Origin of the sequence: Streptomyces capillispiralis (genome assembly GCF_007829875.1) — a bacterium.
GTDB lineage: Bacteria > Actinomycetota > Actinomycetes > Streptomycetales > Streptomycetaceae > Streptomyces > Streptomyces capillispiralis.
This window is the reverse complement of the sequence record NZ_VIWV01000001.1, coordinates 1131862-1149833: the sequence shown is the minus strand read 5'-3', so window position 1 is coordinate 1149833 and position 17972 is coordinate 1131862. Positions and strand designations below refer to the sequence as shown.

Sequence of the window (17972 nt, the reverse complement as noted above, 5' to 3'; positions counted from 1 at the left end):
CCACCCGGCCCGGACACGACACACGAGGGTGTCCCGGCCGGGGTGCGGCAGGGCCGGCCGGACGATCATTCGGCGCGTCCTCCCACAGCCGGTCCGGTCCCCGCCATCCTCGCGCCCAGGGCCGCCCGCCACGCCGGTGCCGGTGCCGGGGAGCCGGCGGGTGCGCGGTAGCCGCCGCGGGCGAAGAACGCCGCGAGGGGCAGGGTGGCGGCGCCCACCGTCACCGCGTCCGGGCCCAGCCGGCCGAGCGCGACGCGGACCCGGGCCGCCGGGTGCCGCAGCGAGTGGTCCAGGGCGTGTGCGCGCACCGACTCCAGGAAGCGCGCGCCGAGCTGGAGGCCGGCCCAGCCGCCGACGAGGATCCGTTCGGGCTGGAAGAGGTTGATCAGGTCGGCGAGGCCCGCGCCCAGGTACTCCGCCGTCTCCTCGAGGACCCGCGCCGCCACCGGGTCCGGTGCGCCACCGTCCGCCGGGTGGGCGGCGGCGAGCATCGCGGTCAGCGCGGCCTCCTCGTCGGCCCCGCGCGGGGGCCGGCCGCCCTCCTCCCGCCAGCGCGCGAGCAGCGCCTCCGCGCCCGCGTACGCCTCCAGGCACCCCCGCGCACCGCAGCGGCACCGGCGCCCGCGCACCCGCACCGTCAGATGGCCCCACTCCAGCGCGCGGCCCCGCTCCAGTTCGTCGCCGACGACACACGCGCCCACCCCGGAGCCGAACAGCACCACCACGGCGCTGCGCGCCCCGCGGCCGCCGCCGAACCACATCTCGGCCTGCCCCAGCGTCTTCGCCCCGTTGTCGGTGAACAGCGGCACCTGCGCGGGCAGCCGTCCCGACGCCCGCAGCAGACGCTCCAGCGGTACGGCGTCCCAGCCGATGGTCTGACCGTGCACGAGGGGGCCGTCCGCGGTGTGCTCGACGATCCCGGGCACGCCGATGCCGATGCCCAGCAGCTCACCGGCCCCGGCACCACCCCCGGCCCCGACGCCCGTCCCGGGGCCCCAGCTGGGTCCGAGGCTCGCGCCCGCGCCGGGGCCCGTGCCGAGCACCTCCGCGATGCCGTCGAGGATGTGGCCGGCGACCACGCCGACGTCGTAGGACCGCCTGCCGTGGCCGGGCAACGGCCGCTCCGCGCGGGCCAGTTCCGTCATCGACAGGTCGAACAGCTCGACCCGCACCCGTGTTTCGCCGACGTCGACGCCGATCAGGCGGCCGCGGTCCGCCGCGACACGGACCAGGGTGCGGGGCCGGCCGCCGTCCGCGCCGAGGCTGCCCGCCTCCTCCACCAGTCCCTCGGTGAGCAGTTCGGCGACGACGTTGCTGACGGAACCCGAACTGAGCCCGGCGGCCGACCCGAGGGCGAGCCTGCTCATCGGGCCGTCGAAATACAACCGTTGCAGAACGGCGGTGCGGTTCTCCCGCCGCAGGTCACGGACGGTGCGTCCGATCCGCTTGGCCATCCGGCCCCTCCTCCGTGGCCCACGGCCGGTGGCCGACCGTGCGCGACACCTTGACGTGTCCTTCTCTTGAGGTTTAACTCACGTCCTAAATTAAGCCATGAGGGGCTTCGGGGCGCGCACGGGGTGTCGTTTCCGGAAGCCGCACTCTGACTTCTCGCCTCCCGGAAAGGGACCCAGGAGCCATGCGCAGCATCCGAGCCGCGGCCGTAGGCGCCGTCACCATGTCTCTCGCTCTCGCCGCCTCGGCCTGCGGCGGGGGCTCCTCCACGGGCGGCGGATCCAACGACTCGCCCAGGGAACTGACCTACTGGGCCTCCAACCAGGGCGCCAGCGTCGAGATCGACAAGAAGGTCCTCCAGCCCGAACTCGACAAGTTCGAGAAGGAGACGGGCATCAAGGTGAAGCTGGAGGTCGTGCCCTGGTCCGACCTGCTCAACCGGATCCTCACCGCCACCACCTCCGGCCAGGGCCCCGACGTCCTCAACATCGGCAACACCTGGTCCGCCTCCCTCCAGGCCACCGGCGCCCTGCTGCCCTGGGACGCGAAGAACTTCGACAGGATCGGCGGCAGGGACCGCTTCGTGGAGTCCGCGCTCGGCTCCACCGGCGTCCAGGGCCAGGACCCGGCCGCCGTACCGCTGTACTCGATGGCGTACGCCCTCTACTACAACAAGAAGATGTTCGCCGAGGCGGGCGTCTCCGGGCCCCCGGCCACCTGGGACGAGCTCGTCGAGACCGGCAGGAAGATCTCCGAGGACGGCAAGTGGGCCCTGGGCGCCGAGGGGTCCAACCTGTCCAACAACATCCACCAGGTGTTCGTCCTCGGCAAGCAGCACGGAGCCGACTTCTTCACCCCCGACGGCAAGCCCGACTTCACCTCCGACGGCGCGGTCGCGGCGGTCAAGCAGTACGTCGACCTGATGGCCAAGGACAAGGTCATCGCCCCCGGCAACGCCGAGTACGCGCAGAACCAGTCGCTCGGCGACTTCGCCAAGGGCAAGACCGCGATGGTGCTCTGGCAGACCGCCTCCGCCACCTTCAAGACCATGGGCATGAAGGACGACGAGTGGGGCGTCGCCCCCGCACCCGTCCCCTCCGGCGCGCCCGGCACCGGCGCGCAGACCAACTCCATGGTCGCCGGCATCAACATGGCCGTCTTCAAGAACAGCGACAACGTCGACGGCGCCACCAAGTTCGTCGAGTTCATGACCAGCGACGCCGAGCAGAAGATCCTCAACAAGGCCTACGGCTCCATCCCGCCGGTCAAGGCCGCCCAGTCCGACCCCGCGTTCAACGGCCCCGCCACCGGCGTCCTGCGCGAAACCCTCGCCACCAGCGCCGCCGCACTGCCCCAGGTGCCCGACGAGTCGCAGTTCGAGACCGCGGTCGGCACCGCCGTCAAGGAACTGTTCGCCGATGCCGCCGCCGGCCGCCCGGTGACCACCGAGTCGGTCAAGGCCAAGCTCGCCAAGGCCCAGCAGCAGATGCCCACGAAGTGAGAACCCCGCCCCCACCGACTCCGAAACCCCGACACGGACACGGACACGGACATCGCCATGACCACCACCACCGCCCCGGCGGGGCCGGGCGGGCGGACGGTCGGCAAGAGCTCCCCCGGTGCGGCGCGCGGACCCCGCCGCCGCACCGGGCGGATCCGCCGCATCGGACTGCCCTACCTGCTGCTCCTGCCGGCCCTGCTCCTCGAACTCCTCGTCCACCTGGTGCCGATGGTCATCGGCATCGTGATGAGCTTCAAGGAACTCACCCAGTTCCACATCCGGGACTGGACCACCGCGCCCTGGGCCGGCCTCGACAACTACGCGATGTCGGTGGACTTCAACGCCCCCGTCGGCGAGGCGCTGCTCCACTCCTTCCTGGTCACCTGCGCCTTCACGCTCCTGTCCGTCGGCCTGTGCTGGTTCATCGGCACGGCGGCGGCGATCTGCATGCAGGACACCTTTCGCGGCCGCGGCCTGCTCCGCGCGCTCTTCCTCGTCCCCTACGCCCTGCCGGTCTACGCCGCCGTCATCACCTGGGCGTTCATGTTCCAGCACGACAACGGCCTGGTGAACCACGTCCTGCACGACCAGCTCGGCCTCACCGACAAGCCCTCCTTCTGGCTGATCGGTGACAACAGCTTCATCGCGCTGCTTGTCGTGTCGGTCTGGAAGGGCTGGCCGTTCGCCTTCCTCATCGTCATGGCCGGCCTGCAGAACATCCCCAGGGAGCTGTACGAGGCGGCCGCCCTGGACGGCGCCGGCGTCATCCAGCAGATCCGCCGCATCACCCTGCCGTCGCTGCGCCCGGTCAACCAGGTCCTGGTCCTGGTGCTGTTCCTGTGGACGTTCAACGACTTCAACACACCGTTCGTCCTGTTCGGCAAGGCCGCCCCGGAAGCCGCCGACCTGATCTCCATCCACATCTACCAGTCGTCGTTCGTCACCTGGAACTTCGGCGCCGGCTCCGCCATGTCGGTCCTGCTGCTGCTCTTCCTGCTGCTCGTGACGGGCGTGTACCTGTTCCTGACCTCGCGTGAACGGAGGTCCGCCCGTGTCTAGCCCGCAGACGGCCCCACCCGCGTCATCCACGGCCGCACCCGAGTCACCCACGGCCGCGCGCCGGTCCCGTACGGCCGCACCCCGGTCCCCGATGGCCGCACCGCCGTCCTTCCTCTGGACCCGCCGCGTCTTCCTGACCCTGCTCACCGGCTTCGTCCTGCTGCCCGTGTACGTCATGGTCTCCAGCTCGCTCAAACCGCTGGAGGACGTCACCGGCTCGTTCCGCTGGCTCCCCACCGACCTGACGATCCGCCCGTACATCGACATCTGGTCGACGGTCCCGCTGGCGAAGTACTTCGTGAACTCCCTCGTCGTGGCGGGCGCGGCGACCGTCTGCTCGGTCGTCATCGCCGTCTTCGCCGCCTACGCGGTCAGCCGCTACGACTTCCGCGGCAAGCGGGTCTTCTCGGTGACGGTCCTGTCGACGCAGATGTTCCCCGGCATCCTCTTCCTGCTGCCCCTGTTCCTCATCTACGTCAACATCGGCAACGCCACGGGCATCGCCCTGTTCGGCTCCCGCGGCGGCCTGATCCTGACCTACCTGACCTTCTCGCTCCCCTTCTCCATCTGGATGCTGATCGGCTACTTCGACTCGGTGCCGCGCGACCTGGACGAGGCGGCCCTGGTCGACGGCTGCGGCCCGCTCAAGGCGCTGTTCCGGGTCGTGGTCCCGGCCGCGATCCCCGGCATCGTCGCGGTCGCCGTCTACGCCTTCATGACCGCCTGGGGCGAGGTCCTGTTCGCCTCGGTGATGACCAACGACACCACCCGCACCCTCGCCGTCGGCCTCCAGGGCTACTCCACCCAGAACGACGTGTACTGGAACCAGATCATGGCCGCCTCGCTCGTGGTGAGCGTCCCCGTGGTGGCCGGCTTCCTGCTGCTCCAGCGCTACCTGGTGGCCGGCCTGACGGCGGGCGCGGTCAAGTGACCACCCTCCCCGAACGCAACGAGAGGACCTACGTGAGCATCGACTTCGCCGCACTCCCGCACGACTTCCTGTGGGGCACGGCCACATCGGCGTACCAGATCGAGGGAGCCGTGGCGGAGGACGGCCGTTCACCGTCGATCTGGGACACCTTCTCCCACACCCCGGGCAGGATCGACAACGACGACCACGGCGACGTCGCCTGCGACCACTACCACCGCTGGCGCGAGGACATCGGCCTGATGCGCCGGCTGGGCACCAACGCCTACCGCCTGTCCATCGCCTGGCCGCGCGTGGTGCCGGGCGGCGACGGACCGGTCAACGCCAAGGGGCTCGCCTTCTACGACGAGCTGATCGACGGCCTGCTGGAAGCGGGCATCACCCCGTCGGTGACCCTCTACCACTGGGACCTGCCGCAGGCGCTCCAGGACCGGGACCGCGGCTGGCAGGAACGCTCCACCGCCGAGCACTTCGCGGCGTACGCCTCGGTCGTCGCCGAACGCCTCGGCGACCGCGTCACCCACTGGGCCACCCTCAACGAGCCCCTCTGCTCGGCCTGGATCGGCCACCTGGAAGGCGTCATGGCCCCCGGCCTGACCGACCTGACGGCGGCGGTCCGCGCCTCCTACCACCTGCTCCTCGGCCACGGCCTCGCCATGCGGGCGATCCGCGCCGCCGCCCCCGGCGCCCAGGTCGGCATCGTCAACAACCTCTCCACCATCCACGCGGCCACCGACCGCGAGGAGGACCTGGCGGCCGCCCGCCGCATGGACGGCCACACCAACCGCTGGTGGCTGGACCCGGTCCACGGCAGGGGCTTCCCGGAGGACATGCGCGAGGTCTACGGCGTCGAACTCCCCGAACGCGCGGGTGACATGGAGCTGATCGGCGCCGACCTGGACTGGCTCGGCCTGAACTACTACTTCCCGCAGACCGTCGCGGACGACCCCACCGCACCGGCCCCCTACGTCCGCACCGTCCGCCGCGACGGCGTCCCGCGCACCGGCATGGACTGGGAGGTCGACGCCGGCGGCATCGAGGACCTGCTGCTGCGCCTCACGAACGAGTACGGCCCGCGCAGGCTGTACGTCACCGAGAACGGCTCGTCGTTCCCCGACGTCGTCCGCCCCGACGGAACGATCGACGACCCGGAACGCCAGGACTACCTGGCGAGCCATCTGGCCGCCTGCGCGTCCGCCGCCCGCAAGGGCGCACCGCTGGCCGGCTACTTCGCCTGGTCGCTGCTGGACAACTTCGAGTGGGCGTACGGCTACGACAAGCGCTTCGGCCTCGTCCACGTCGACTACGCCACCCAGGCCCGCACCATCAAGGGCTCGGGCCACCGGTACGCGGAGATCATCCGCGGCCACGCCGACCGCGCACGGCGAGCGGCCTGACGTCCCGACGACCGAGGTGGGCGCGCGCCGGTGAACGGCCCGCGCCCACCGGTCAGTTCCGCTCCACCACCACCCGGACGGGGAACCGGCGCCCCCACCCTCCCTCCCCGAGGAGAGCCGCATGCCATCCAGCACCCCCCGCATCCTCCTGACCGCCCTCGCCACGACCGCCGCACTGACGGCGGACCCCGCCGCCTGAGACACCGACCGCGCGGCAGCCGCCCACACCGCGAACCCGGCCGGGGGAATGCGGGCGGAGGTGGACCGGGTGCGGGGGGAGCTGCCCCACCAGCAGCGGCCGGGTCCCGGTGCCACCGGGACCCGGCCGTCGCCTCATGTGCCGGCGAGGAGGGAATCCAGGGCGTTCGCCGTGGCCGGGTGGCGCGCCGCGAGTGCGGCGCCGCCCGCCGGGGACGGACCGGCTGCCGCCGTCCACGCACCGTCGCAGCCCAGCAGCCCCGCCACCGCGTCGCACGTCGCCGGATGGGCCGGGAGCAGCGCGGCGCCCCGGGGGGCGTCCGGCTCCGGCTGTGTGCGGCGGGCCGCGAACGGGTCCGGTTGCGGGGCCCGCCACGGCGGTATCCACGCGTCCAGTGCCGGCAGACGGGCCGGGAAGATCCGCCCGGCCTCGCGGATCAGCAACGGGGCGAGGTCCGCCGCGCCGGAGCGCAGGGTGGTGATCAGCAGGGGGAGCCACGGCAGCAGCACCGCGTCCGGCAGCCGGCCGAACGCGTTCGACACCGCCTCCACCACCACGTCCGCCAGCCCGGGCACCGGCTCCAGCGCGTGCACGAAGCCACTGAGGTAGCGCGGGTAGGACGGCACCACCAGCGGGTTGTCCAGCAACGCGGCGCACCGGGCGCGCAGTTCGGACCGTGACAGCGTGCCGAGCTGCACCTGCGCCGCCCACAGCAGCGCCGTCTTCGCCGGGTCGTCGGGGTGCGACTGGGCGACCGCGAGCTCCAGCTGGGTCCGGTCGCAGCCCAGCGACAGCGCCAGGCTCTCCATGCTGAACAGGAAGCCCAGCATCGCCGCGACCTGCCCCACCGTCGCGTCCTCGTCCCGGAACGCCGTCGGCAGCAGGGTGCAGTAGTGGGCGTAACCGGTCTTGGTGAACGCCTCGATCCACGCCGGCAGCACCGGCTCGTTGGTGCGGTAGTACGCCAGCAGAGCGCGCACCCGGCGCAGCACCTCCGGTGCCCCGTCGACACTGCGCTCCGCGGACAGCACCTTCAGCGCGTGCGTGCCGAGCTCGTCGGCGAGGCGACGGCTCCCCAGGTACAGGGTCGCGTCCTCGACCGCGGCCAGCACGGTGGCGGTCGTCGCCTGCGGCCCGTACGCCTCGCGCCGCAGCCGCTGCTCCAGCACCTGTTCCAGGCTGACACCCTCGTAGCCGAGCTCGATGAGGGCCCGCTGGTGGGTGCCGAGCGCCAGGTCCCAGGACTCCTGGATCGACCGTTCACCGAGCCGCCGCTCGCCCATGATCGGCCGTGCCGCTCCGTGCGGCATCAGCCGCCGCAGCATCCACAGCACGTCGGAGCACGCCCGCAGCTCCGGACGGGCGGCCAGGTCCAGCAGGGCGCGCCGCACCCCACGCTGCTGGAGGTTCAGCTCCAGCGGCGCCAGCCGGTCGTACACGTCGCGGGCGAGCGGCGGCAGCGACTCGTATCCCACCTGTCCGATCCGGTCGCCGCCCATCATGATCTCGACGAGGCGCCGCACGTCCCGCCGCCCGGGCACGCTGTCCTTCTCGATGCACGTGACCGCCGCGTCCTGGAAGTCGTACGGCGTCGGCTTGGCCCGGTCCCGCATGCCGGCGAGCAGGATCGACGTCTCGAAGACGGCGATGGCGTCGGCGGTGGAGGCGAGGTAGCCGTTGCGGCGGGCCGCGCGCACGATGTCCACGGACCAGCCGAGCAGTTCGGCCTCGTCCAGCGGGTCGAGCACGGGCGGCCGCCGCAGGAAACCCGTCAGCCGGTCCCCGCCGGCCGGGTCCGGCGCCGGCGTGACGGCCACTCCGGCCGCGGTCCCCCTTCCCGGGGTCTTCTTCGCCGGGGACGCCTTCGTGCCGGCCTGTCCCGCCAGCCGGTACGGCCGCACCCGGGTGCGCTTGAGGCTCTTCGTCCACTCCGTCGAGGCGATCGACACCGACCCCGGGGCGAGGCCGAACTGCGCCTCGATCGCCGCGTGGCTGGACGGGATCAGCCCGTACTGCCAGGTGGTGGCGGTACGCGGGGAGATCGTGAAGGCACCCTGGCTGCCGTGCACGCCGAACTCCTCGACCCGGCTGGCGGCGTGGAACGCCCCGCACACGTACAGGCAGTCCTCCGGGTCCGTGCCGGTCGCCGCCAGGTGCTCGCGCATCCGCGTCCACATGTACCGCTCGCGGTCCTCGTCCACCCGTACCCGGTCGCCGTCCCCGGGGGCGAGCCGCCGGAACAGGCTGCCGATGAGGAACATGACCTGACGGTAGGTGTCGTGGTCGCTGGTGCCGAGCGGCACCTCCACGTACTGGTGCCACCACTCCGACCAGTGCCGCACCTTGCCGTGGCGCAGCAGGTGCTCCTCCAGCTCGGCGAAGCGCGGCCGCAGGTCGCCGATCTCCACGCCGACGGCCTCACCGTGCAGCGCGGCCTCGGGCTGGTCCGCGGGGGTGCCCGCCTCGGCGGACGCCTCCTGGGCGCGCTCGTCGCGCCGGTCCCACTGGAAGACGTGGTCCGAGGACCGGTCGACCAGGACCAGTTCGACGCCGGGCGTGTCGAGCGCGTACGCGATGGCCTGGTACTCGGCCGACGCCTCCGTGACGGGCGCGACGACCGACAGCGGCGCCCATTCGGCGGGGAAACCGTCGAGGTCACCGGCGAACGCCTGCACCGCCACCGGGAGCCGGCAGTTGCGCAGCTCGGTCAGGAGCGGCGCCATGTCCTCGCACAGCTCCAGATAGACGACCTTGGGCTGCTTCTCCCGCAGCCGGCGGGCCATGGCGAGCGCCGAGGCGGGGGAGTGGTGACAGACGGGGAAGATCTCCAGCGGCTCGCGCGCCGCGCGGTCCACGTCGTCGACCATGCCGAGGAGGATGCCCTCCAGCGCGCCCGGTCCGTCCGCGAACGTGGCCGCCGCGTCCTGCAGTTGCCCGCGCAGCGCCGCGAAGGTGCCGCTCTCCTGGGGCCCGCTCACGACAGCGTGGCGATCGCGTCGCGGCCGCCCTCCAGGAACTCGGGCCAGGAGCCGCCCTCCTCCTTGCTGCGCGGCTCGACGACACCGTGCAGGTACTTGTTGAGGATGGCGAGGTCCTCGGGCTCGCGGCGGGTGAGGGAGCCGACCAGCGAGGAGGCCAGCGCGCGGGCGGTGAGGGTGCGCTCGCCGAAGAAGTTGCTGTGCAGGACGGCGTCCTCGAGCACGCCGATCTGCTCGGCCGTCGACAGCGCGGACTCCAGCTTCTCGTCGTCGCTGCCGGCCGCCGCGGCGGACGCCCGCAGGTCGGCGAAGCTCTGCAGCAGCACGTCCAGCAGGGTCGGCGGCACGTCGAGGTCGATCGAGTGCCGGCGCAGCAGCTCCTCGGTGCGGAAGCGGACGATCTCCGCCTCGCTCTTCTTGTTCGTCACGACCGGGATGCGGACGAAGTTGAAGCGGCGCTTCAGGGCGGACGACAGGTCGTTGACACCGCGGTCGCGGCTGTTGGCGGTGGCGATGATGGAGAAGCCCGGCTTGGCGAAGACGATGTTGTCGTCACCGCTGCCGCTCTCCAGTTCGGGCACGGAGATGTACTTCTCCGAGAGGATCGAGATCAGCGCGTCCTGCACATCGCTGGTCGAACGGGTCAGCTCCTCGAAGCGGCCGATGGCACCGGCCTCCATCGCCGTCATGATCGGCGAGGGGATCATCGACTCCCGCGACTGCCCCTTGGCGATCACCATGGACACGTTCCACGAGTACTTGATGTGGTCCTCGGTCGTCCCCGCCGTGCCCTGCACCACCATGGTGGAGTTGCGGCAGATCGCGGCGGACAGCAGCTCCGCCAGCCAGCTCTTGCCCGTGCCGGGGTCACCGATGAGCAGCAGACCGCGGTCGGAGGCGAGCGTGACGATCGACCGCTCCACGAAACTGCGGTCGCCGAACCACTTCTGGGAGATCTCCCGGTCCAGGCCGTCGGCGCGCTCGGAGCCGAGGATGAACAGACGCACCATCTTCGGGGACAGGCGCCAGGAGAACGGCTTGGGGTTGTCGTCGATCGACTCCAGCCAGTCGAGCTCCTCGGCGTACTTGATCTCGGCGGGCGCGCGCAGCAGGTCGGACATGAGGGAAGGCCTTTCGTACGGTGTGATCACAGGGCGGGTGCGCCGGGTGCGATCAGGTGAGGAACGTCTTGAGTTCGTGCACGAGCTTCTTGATGTGGCCGGAGATCACCGGCGTGCCGAGGTCCTTGAACTTCTCCCGGAACCACGGGTTGACGCTGCCGCGGCCGGCGCTGGTCACCGAGCCCACCGGGATGAACTTCGCCCCCGAGCGGTGGATGGCGGCCATGCTGTCGAACAGCTCCTCGGTCCGCCATTCGTAGAAGTCGGAGATCCACACCACGACGGTGTTGCGCGGCTCGGCGATCTTCGGCTGGGCGAGCGCCATGGCGACGGTGCCGTCGGTGCCCCCGCCGAGCTTGGTGCGCAGCAGCGTCTCGAACGGGTCGTGCGACCAGGGCGTGAGGTCCAGCGCCTGTGTGTCGTAGGCGATCAGATGGACGTCCACCTTCGGCAGCCCGGCGAATATGGACGCCAGGATGGTGCAGTTGACCATGGAGTCCACCATGGAGCCGGACTGGTCGACGACCACGATCAGCCGCTGCGGCGTCGTCTTGCGGCTGGTGTGCCGGTAGTAGAGGCGGTCGACGTAGAGCCGCTCCTCCTGCGGGTCCCAGTTGGTGAGGTTCTTCCAGATGGTCCGGTCGATGTCGAGGTTGCGGAAGACCCGCTTGGGCGGGACCGACCGGTCGATGTCACCGACCGTGGACTTCTCCACCTGGGTGCGCAGCACCTGGGCGACCTCGTCGACGTAACGCCGGATCAGCGCCTTGGCGTTCGCCAGGGCCACGCCGGAGAGGTTGTCCTTGTCGCGCAGCAACTGCTCGATGAGCGACATGCTCGGTGTCAGCCGGGAGGCCAGCGCCGGGTCGGCCAGCACCTCGCGCAGGTGCATCCGCTTGACGAGACCGGCCTCGATCGAGCCGAGTTCCGGCCCGATCTCGGGGATCAGCCGGCTGAGGTCGGGCGTGGGCCCGCCGACGCCGGTACCGGTCGGGCTGACGCCCGCCCCGCCCCTGCCGGTCGGACTGACACCTGCCCCGCCCGCACGGCCGCCGCGCAGGTCCCCCGGCCGGCAGCCCAGCGCCCGCTCCAGCCAGCCCGCGTCGGACTGCCAGCGCGCCAGCTGCTCGGCGGTGACCGTACCGGAGCCGGAGGCGAAGACGTTCAGCAGGACCTTCGACGCCAGCGCCGCACGCCGCACCTCGGCGGCCCGGTCACGCACACCGTCCTGGTTCGGCCCGGGCGCCATCAGCCCGTCGAACTCCCCCGCCAGCTCGGGATGCCGCTGCACCACGGAATCGACGGACGCCCCGGGGTCGAGCAGCGCGGCCGGCAGGCCGATGTCCTCGACCACGGCCAGACTGGCCGACTCCAGCGACGCCTGCTCCTCGGGGTCGAAGAGCCGGGCCAGCAGCCGCCAGTACAGCACCTGCCGCCGGTTGTCGTACGGATCGGGCGTCGGCGCCGCTTCGTTGCTCTGCTCGCTCATTTCCGCAGCAGCCTTCCGGCACGCTCGCGCAGCACCTTGACGGCGTCGGTGGCCGCCTTCTCGGCCCGCACCCCCGCCTTGTCGGTGGTGCCCCCGGCCCAGGCCCCCGCGTGCACCGCTACGGGCTTCTTCCGCACGGTCCGCTCCACGGCGAGCGGCTGGAGCAGGAACTCCCCGGCGTCCCAGCGCAGCAGCGCCAGACACGCACCGGACGAGCCGACGACCTCCGGGGTCAGCGGTCCCGCGGCCGGTATCCGGTCGACGTCGACCGCAAGGCGCTGTCCGGCGACCTGGAAGGCCACCCCCTCCTCGCCCTCCTCCACGGTGTACCCCTCCAGCAGCACGGGCACCGCGATGCGGGCCGGATGCCGGTCCAGTGGCGCGGTCGGGGAAGCGGTCGCGGCGGGCAGCGCCACCCGGGCGGTGGCGAAGGCCTCGGCGGGCTCACCCGTGCGGGCGCGGGCGTCGTCCCACACCAGGTCGCCCTCGGCGGTGACGGGCATCGCGTCCAGTTCCATGGCACGCCCCTCGCCGACGGCGGCCAGCAGGGACATGTGCGGCCGCAGCAGCTGCCACAGCCCCGCCCCGACGACCGTGTCCGGCTTCGGCGCGGACACCGAGGCCCGCACCAGCCGGGGCGTGCCACCGCCCGCGGGCTCGAACACGGCGTGCACCTGCGCCTGTACGGCAGTGGCGTGCTCCTGGACGTCCACGCCGAGCGGCAGCAGTCGCCCCGTCGCCTCCTCGGCCGCGGGGGCGGAGGCCGCCCCGGGCAGCGTCAGCAGCATGGCCCGCGACCACAGATCGGCCCAGCGGCGCACCGGAACGCGCTCCAGGCCCGAGCCGGGGCAGGATGCGGCGAGTTCGGCGGCGAAGCCGTCGAGCAGCGTGGCCAGGCGGCGCAGCGCCGGGTCGGGGAGCATCGCGGACACGACGGGCGCGGCCCCGCCCACCAGCTCGTGGTCGATCCCCTGCCACCCCGCGCGGGCGAGGTCGCACAGCCAACTTCGGGCGGCGGCGTGCAGGTTGACCGCGTGTTCCGCGCCGTCGGCCGCCGCGCCCCCGCTCTCCTCGGCCGGCGGCCGCCCCACGGCCTCCTCGACCCGCGCGACGAGCGCGTCGTGCACCGAACCGAGCAGAGCGGTGCGCGCGGCGGCGAGCGCCACGAAGTGCTCCTCGCCCGCGGCCCCGGCCGCCGTCTTCTCGGCCGCCTCGGCGACCCGAGCGGCCAGCGGCGACCCGGCGACGGCGTCCGCGAGCCCGGCCAGCCCGCCCGCCTGAGCCGGCTGCGGACGGAGCAGCCCGCCGACGAGAGTGTCGTCGAAGCCGTCCACGGCCGCGAGGGCCTCGTCGAGTCCCTCGACGGCATCGGTCAGCAGATCGGCACGCATCAGGCCACCGCCCTGGTCGTCGGGAACCACTGCATCTCGGGCAGCGGGGCCGTGGTCGGCGCGAGTTCGAGATAGGCCAGGTGCCGCAGGAACCGGCTGAACACCTGGGCGGCCGCCGAACTGTCCCCCTGCGGAGGGCGCGTGGAGGTCATGGCGTGGGTGACGGCACCGGCGTCGGCCCCCTCGCCGGGAACCTCGACCTTCAGGTACCGGGCCACACGCTCGACCCCGTACTGCAGCACGGCCTCACCGATCAGCGCGCCTATGTGGTTGCAGAACCACCCGCGCGCCCCGCCACAGGGACGGTTGTTGTTGGTGCTGCACGCGAACGCGTACGTCCCCGCCTCGACCGACGACACATACACCCGCCCGATGTCCGACCCACTGGACACCACGCCCTGCAAGCGCCCGTCGGCCAACTCCACGAACGGCACCTTGGCAAGCTTCCGCGGCCGCGCGGACGGCGTCACCCGTGCCGTGCTCGACCTCTCCCAGACCGACAACGCACCATCTCCCATGCATGCGAAAGGGGGTGTTCACGCCCGATCGGCGGAACATGACGGAATCTATCGGGGGCCACTGACAACGCCGTCGGTCCAGCGGACGACCGGCTCGCCGCCGGGCTCACGAAGCCTCCGGCGCCGCTCTCCGCGTCACGCCGAGCGGCTCACCGCCGTGTGGAACGGTGCCCCGCCGACCGGTGAAGGGGCATGGGGAGGGGACAGGGCGGCGGGACGTATTGGGCCGGGCGGGTGCGGTGCCCGTGTGGCATCCCGGCCCGGAGAGCCGGTGAACTGAATATATGTCCGCAAGCATCGGGACCCGGGGGGCCGGACTCGGAGAGGTGTTTCGTGGACGAAGCGACAGTGGACAGGATCGAATATCTCGTCGGCAGCGGAAAGGCCGTCGTCTCGGCGGACGACGAAACGATCGCAGCCATGGTGCAGGAGGCCGTGAAAAGCGGCAGAACCGCATCGTTCTATGTGTCCCGTGAACAGTCCGCCCGGATCAGGGACGCGCACTGGACACCCGAACTCATCGAGGCCTCGAACCTCGAACCGGTGTCGAGCGAGGAAAAGGCGAGCATCGAGGCCGAACTGGGAATCAGCGATATCGGCCGGTTCCGCTTCGGGAGCTTCTCCTGCGAGTCCGGCCACAGGTTCGGCGCGCTCGCCTTCCTGCGGCAGGGCATCCGCGAACACGGAGCGGACTCGGTGAGGTCGATCTTCGAGATGAAGAACTCGGTCCTCCTCCGCGTCAACCCCCACTTCGTCGTCCACTGTCCCGAGTGCGATCAGCGGATGGACGGAGGCATCACCTACGAGGGCGACACGTACGGAGGCTGCTCCTACCCGGATCCTCCGGTCTGCCGGTAACCGGCCCCCTCGCACCGGTCCCGGGTGCCCCCGGCACCCGGGAACCGCTGCCGCCCCGCACGGTTTCCGGGGCGGGGCAGGACGCCTCGCTGCAACTGCCGTGCCCCGGCGCGAGGTTGTCCTCCACGCGACCACGATGACCGCGCCCCGCCGCTTCCGGCCGTGCGCGTAGTCCTCGGGCATGGCCGACACCTTCTATGGGTCGCACGTGCCCGACATGTTCATCGTCCAGTCGGGAACGGTGACGTGCGCCCTCCTGCACGTGGAGAGGACCGTCGAGGCGGCGTCCGAGCACTACCCCTACACCTGATCCGTATCCGGTCACCTCCCCGGCACGGGACGGCGCGCACCGACGCCGCGACTCATCCGCGCGCCATGACGACGACGGTCGACCACGTCTTGACGCGCGCCGGAACAGGTCCATAGTTGATCGGGGCGCAGGACCAGCGGTACGCGCCCGACGAACCACGGTCACATCCTCACGCCCATCCTCCCAGGCGGTGCAGATGAAGAAGCGACTGTGCGGCGCGATCGCGGCCCTCGGCGCCCTCCTCGTACTGGGTGCGCTGCCGGCCCAGGCGTCCCCGCCGAGCGTCGGCCCACTCGCCGCCGCGCCGGTCGTCGCCGGCCAGGCTGCCGCCCCGAGTCCGCGTGGCGCGGAGGTCGTCGCGGTCACGCGGGTCGCGGACCGGCAGGTCGACCTGTCGGTCCGGTCGGCGGCCCTGGGCGGCCGTACGGTCAAGGTCCGCCTCCTCACCCCCGACGGCTGGAACCCGCACGACCGGCGCCGGCACTGGCCGACCTTCTGGCTGCTGCACGGCTGTTGCGGCGACTACACCTCGTGGACCGCCAGGACCGACGTGGCCGGGATCGGCAGCCTGCGCGACGTGCTCGTCGTCATGCCGGAGGCCGGCTGGAACGGTTGGTACAGCGACTGGTGGAACCACGGCGAGGGCGGCGACCCCGCCTGGGAGACCTTCCACACCGTCGAGCTGCGGCACCTCCTGGAGCGCGACTGGGGCGCCGGAACCAACCGCGTCGTGGCCGGACTGTCCATGGGCGGCCAGGGCGCCCTGCTGTACGCGGCACGGCACCCCGGCATGTTCAAGGCGACCGCCGCCTACTCCGGTTCGGCCCACCCGCTGCTCGACGACGAGTCGGTCGACCGCATCATGGGCTTCTTCGCCGGCCAGGGCGACGACCCCCTGAGGGTCTGGGGCGACCCGGTCGCCCAGCGCTCCGTCTGGCAGGCCCACGACCCGTTCCACCTGGCCCGGCGGCTCACGTCGCTGCCCGTGTACCTGTCCTGCGGCGACGGCACCACCGGCCCGCTGGATTCGCCGGGCAGCACCAGCGCCCTCGAGGCCGACTTCAACCGGCAGAACCACGCACTGGCCGCCGAGTTGAGGCGCGTCGGCGCGAAGCACCTCACCACCCACTTCTACGGGCCGGGAACGCACGGCTGGGCGTACTGGCAACGCGAACTGCACGCCTCACTGCCGATGCTGCTCGGCGCTCTCCGGGCCGACGGCTGACGCCGAACCCGGATGCGCGAAGCGGAGCGGGCGTCGGTCGGCGCTGCCACGTCACCGGCCGGTCGGCTCCGGCGCGACCCGTCCGCAGGCTACGGCGTCACCCGTCCGTGCGGGCGTCGTAAGCGGCGCGGGCGTCGTCGATGCGGGCGAGGTGCGCCACGCTCCATTCGAGCAGGGGCGCCGTGGCCTCGCGCAGGGCGACCCCCATCTCGGTGAGCTCGTAGCTGACATGGGGCGGCATCACGCCGTGGACGGTGCGGGTCAGGATGCCGTCGCGCTCCAGGCTGCGCAGCGTCACGGTGAGCATGCGCTGGCTGATTCCGTCGATGGCCCTCTTGAGCTCGGTGAACCGGCGCGGACCGTCCCTGAGGTTGCGTACGACCAGCAGCGACCACTTGTCACCGACGATGTCGAGCACCACCCGGGTCCGGCAGGCGTCGCTGGACCGCGGCTCGGGCCGCGGATCGCCGTGTGCCGTGTCCATGGTTACCTCCGGGGAACCGAGGCACCGAAAAGTGCCTTATTGCCTGCGGTGCGCCTCCTGCACCAGCATGATCCTGGTACTCGAACGGTACCGAGGCACGAAGAGTAACCGTCCTCTGCCGCCAACCGGCGGCATGCGCGAGGCACGGCCGTGCTCATCCCCTCACGTGTTCATCCCTTGACGTAAAGGAAGGCCGACTCAGTCATGTCAACATTCCTGCTGATACACGGAGCCTGGCACAGCGGACGGTGCTGGGACCGGGTGGTGCCGTTGCTGGAGGCCGCCGGGCACCGGGCGTTCGCGCCGTCCCTGACCGGCCACGGCGACAAGGCACACCTCCTGGGCCCGGAGGTGGGGCTCGACACGCACGTCGACGACGTGGTCGACCTGATCACCAGGGAGGATCTCGGTGACGTCGTACTCGTCGGCCACAGTTACGCGGGGCTGGTGATCTCCTCCGCGGCGAACCGGATTCCGGACCGCATCGGGCACCTGGTGTACCTCGACGCGATGGTCCCGGAGGACGGCGAGTCCGCGGTCGACGTCCAGCCCGCGACGCGGCAGCTGATCGAGGCCGCGGTGCGGTCCGAGAGCGGCTGGCGCGTGCCGCCGATGCCCGAACTGCCCCCGCCCTTGGGCCTGTTCGGCGTCACCGACCCGGCGGACGTAGCCTGGCTGCGCGGGATGCTCTCGGACCAGCCGGTGCGCTGCTTGCAACAGCCGGTGCACCTGGACGACCCGGCGGTGGACGCGATCCCGCGCACGCACATCCACAACGTCGGCGCCATGCCGGCGGGCATCACCCGCCGCCCCGTCCCCCCGGTCCAGCCCAACGGCACGCCCGCCCAGGTCTGGGAACTGCCGACAGGCCATGACTCCATGATCACCATGCCGGTCGAACTCAGCGAACTGCTCCTCAAGCTCGCCTGAGCCTGCCCTGTGTACCGACATCGTCACACAGGGCACATCAGCACCACCAGTCACACCAGCAACATCACCTCCACGCCCCGCGTTGACGCCGTCAACGGCCGTTCATGATTGATGCGGGGCCCCACCCCTGTG

Annotated in this window: 15 protein-coding genes; 8 read left to right on the top strand and 7 right to left on the bottom strand. The window is 71.8% G+C overall.

The features are described from left to right. Positions 1–65 precede the first annotated feature (65 nt). On the bottom strand, positions 66–1454 hold the full coding sequence (locus FHX78_RS04545; protein ID WP_145866175.1) for an ROK family protein: 1389 nt from the start codon (positions 1452–1454) through the stop codon (positions 66–68). Positions 1455–1636: 182 nt separating this feature from the next. Here FHX78_RS04545 and FHX78_RS04540 point away from each other — a divergent pair, with 182 nt between their 5' ends. The 4 genes from FHX78_RS04540 (at position 1637) to FHX78_RS04525 (ending at position 6337) form a co-directional block, all read left to right on the top strand. Next, entirely contained in the window at positions 1637–2953 is a 1317-nt protein-coding gene (locus FHX78_RS04540; RefSeq protein ID WP_145866174.1) for an ABC transporter substrate-binding protein, read from the top strand. A 57-nt stretch (positions 2954–3010) separates the two neighbouring features. Continuing rightward, a complete protein-coding gene (locus tag FHX78_RS04535) occupies positions 3011–4012 on the top strand; it encodes a carbohydrate ABC transporter permease (protein ID WP_145866173.1) in 1002 nt (333 codons plus the stop codon). Positions 4013–4103: 91 nt separating this feature from the next. After that, positions 4104–4943: a carbohydrate ABC transporter permease gene (locus FHX78_RS04530; RefSeq protein ID WP_145866172.1), complete on the top strand. Its 840-nt coding sequence runs from the start codon at positions 4104–4106 to the stop codon at positions 4941–4943. A gap of 32 nt (positions 4944–4975) precedes the next feature. Then, a complete protein-coding gene (locus tag FHX78_RS04525; protein ID WP_145866171.1) occupies positions 4976–6337 on the top strand; it encodes a GH1 family beta-glucosidase in 1362 nt (453 codons plus the stop codon). A gap of 333 nt (positions 6338–6670) precedes the next feature. Here the strand turns inward: FHX78_RS04525 and FHX78_RS04520 are convergent, their stop codons facing one another. From FHX78_RS04520 to FHX78_RS04500, 5 genes are read right to left on the bottom strand one after another with little or no spacing between them, the layout of a single operon-like run. Then, a complete protein-coding gene (locus FHX78_RS04520) occupies positions 6671–9514 on the bottom strand; it encodes a DUF5682 family protein (RefSeq protein WP_145866170.1) in 2844 nt (947 codons plus the stop codon). Further along, positions 9511–10635, bottom strand: coding sequence for an ATP-binding protein (locus FHX78_RS04515; protein WP_145866169.1), 1125 nt, complete (start codon positions 10633–10635; stop codon positions 9511–9513). The genes FHX78_RS04520 and FHX78_RS04515 overlap by 4 nt, the downstream gene beginning before the upstream one ends. A 52-nt stretch (positions 10636–10687) precedes the next feature. Then, positions 10688–12124: a vWA domain-containing protein gene (locus FHX78_RS04510; RefSeq protein WP_145866168.1), complete on the bottom strand. Its 1437-nt coding sequence runs from the start codon at positions 12122–12124 to the stop codon at positions 10688–10690. Further along, positions 12121–13515 carry a hypothetical protein gene (locus FHX78_RS04505; RefSeq protein ID WP_145866167.1) on the bottom strand — a complete coding sequence of 465 codons (1395 nt, stop codon included), beginning with the start codon at positions 13513–13515 and terminating at the stop codon, positions 12121–12123. Before FHX78_RS04505 ends, FHX78_RS04510 begins: the two co-directional genes overlap by 4 nt. Continuing rightward, positions 13515–14033: a hypothetical protein gene (locus tag FHX78_RS04500; RefSeq protein WP_145866166.1), complete on the bottom strand. Its 519-nt coding sequence runs from the start codon at positions 14031–14033 to the stop codon at positions 13515–13517. Before FHX78_RS04500 ends, FHX78_RS04505 begins: the two co-directional genes overlap by 1 nt. A gap of 333 nt (positions 14034–14366) precedes the next feature. Here FHX78_RS04500 and FHX78_RS04495 point away from each other — a divergent pair, with 333 nt between their 5' ends. From FHX78_RS04495 to FHX78_RS04490, 3 genes are all read left to right on the top strand, one after another. After that, on the top strand, positions 14367–14891 hold the full coding sequence (locus FHX78_RS04495; protein ID WP_145866165.1) for a hypothetical protein: 525 nt from the start codon (positions 14367–14369) through the stop codon (positions 14889–14891). 181 nt (positions 14892–15072) lie between these two features. Next, the gene (locus FHX78_RS37900) at positions 15073–15201 is read left to right on the top strand and encodes a hypothetical protein (protein WP_268257230.1); all 129 of its coding nucleotides are present in this window, start codon (positions 15073–15075) and stop codon (positions 15199–15201) included. A 196-nt stretch (positions 15202–15397) separates the two neighbouring features. Continuing rightward, positions 15398–16426, top strand: a complete 1029-nt coding sequence (locus tag FHX78_RS04490; RefSeq protein ID WP_145866164.1) for an alpha/beta hydrolase — start codon at positions 15398–15400, stop codon at positions 16424–16426. 97 nt (positions 16427–16523) lie between these two features. On the opposite strand, the gene FHX78_RS04485 is transcribed toward FHX78_RS04490, so the two are convergent. Then, positions 16524–16910, bottom strand: coding sequence for a winged helix-turn-helix transcriptional regulator (locus FHX78_RS04485; protein WP_145866163.1), 387 nt, complete (start codon positions 16908–16910; stop codon positions 16524–16526). A 204-nt stretch (positions 16911–17114) separates the two neighbouring features. Between FHX78_RS04485 and FHX78_RS04480 the strand changes: the two genes are divergently transcribed. After that, positions 17115–17840 (top strand): alpha/beta fold hydrolase, encoded by a 726-nt coding sequence (locus tag FHX78_RS04480; RefSeq protein WP_145866162.1) that lies wholly within the window; start codon positions 17115–17117, stop codon positions 17838–17840. Positions 17841–17972 lie beyond the last annotated feature (132 nt).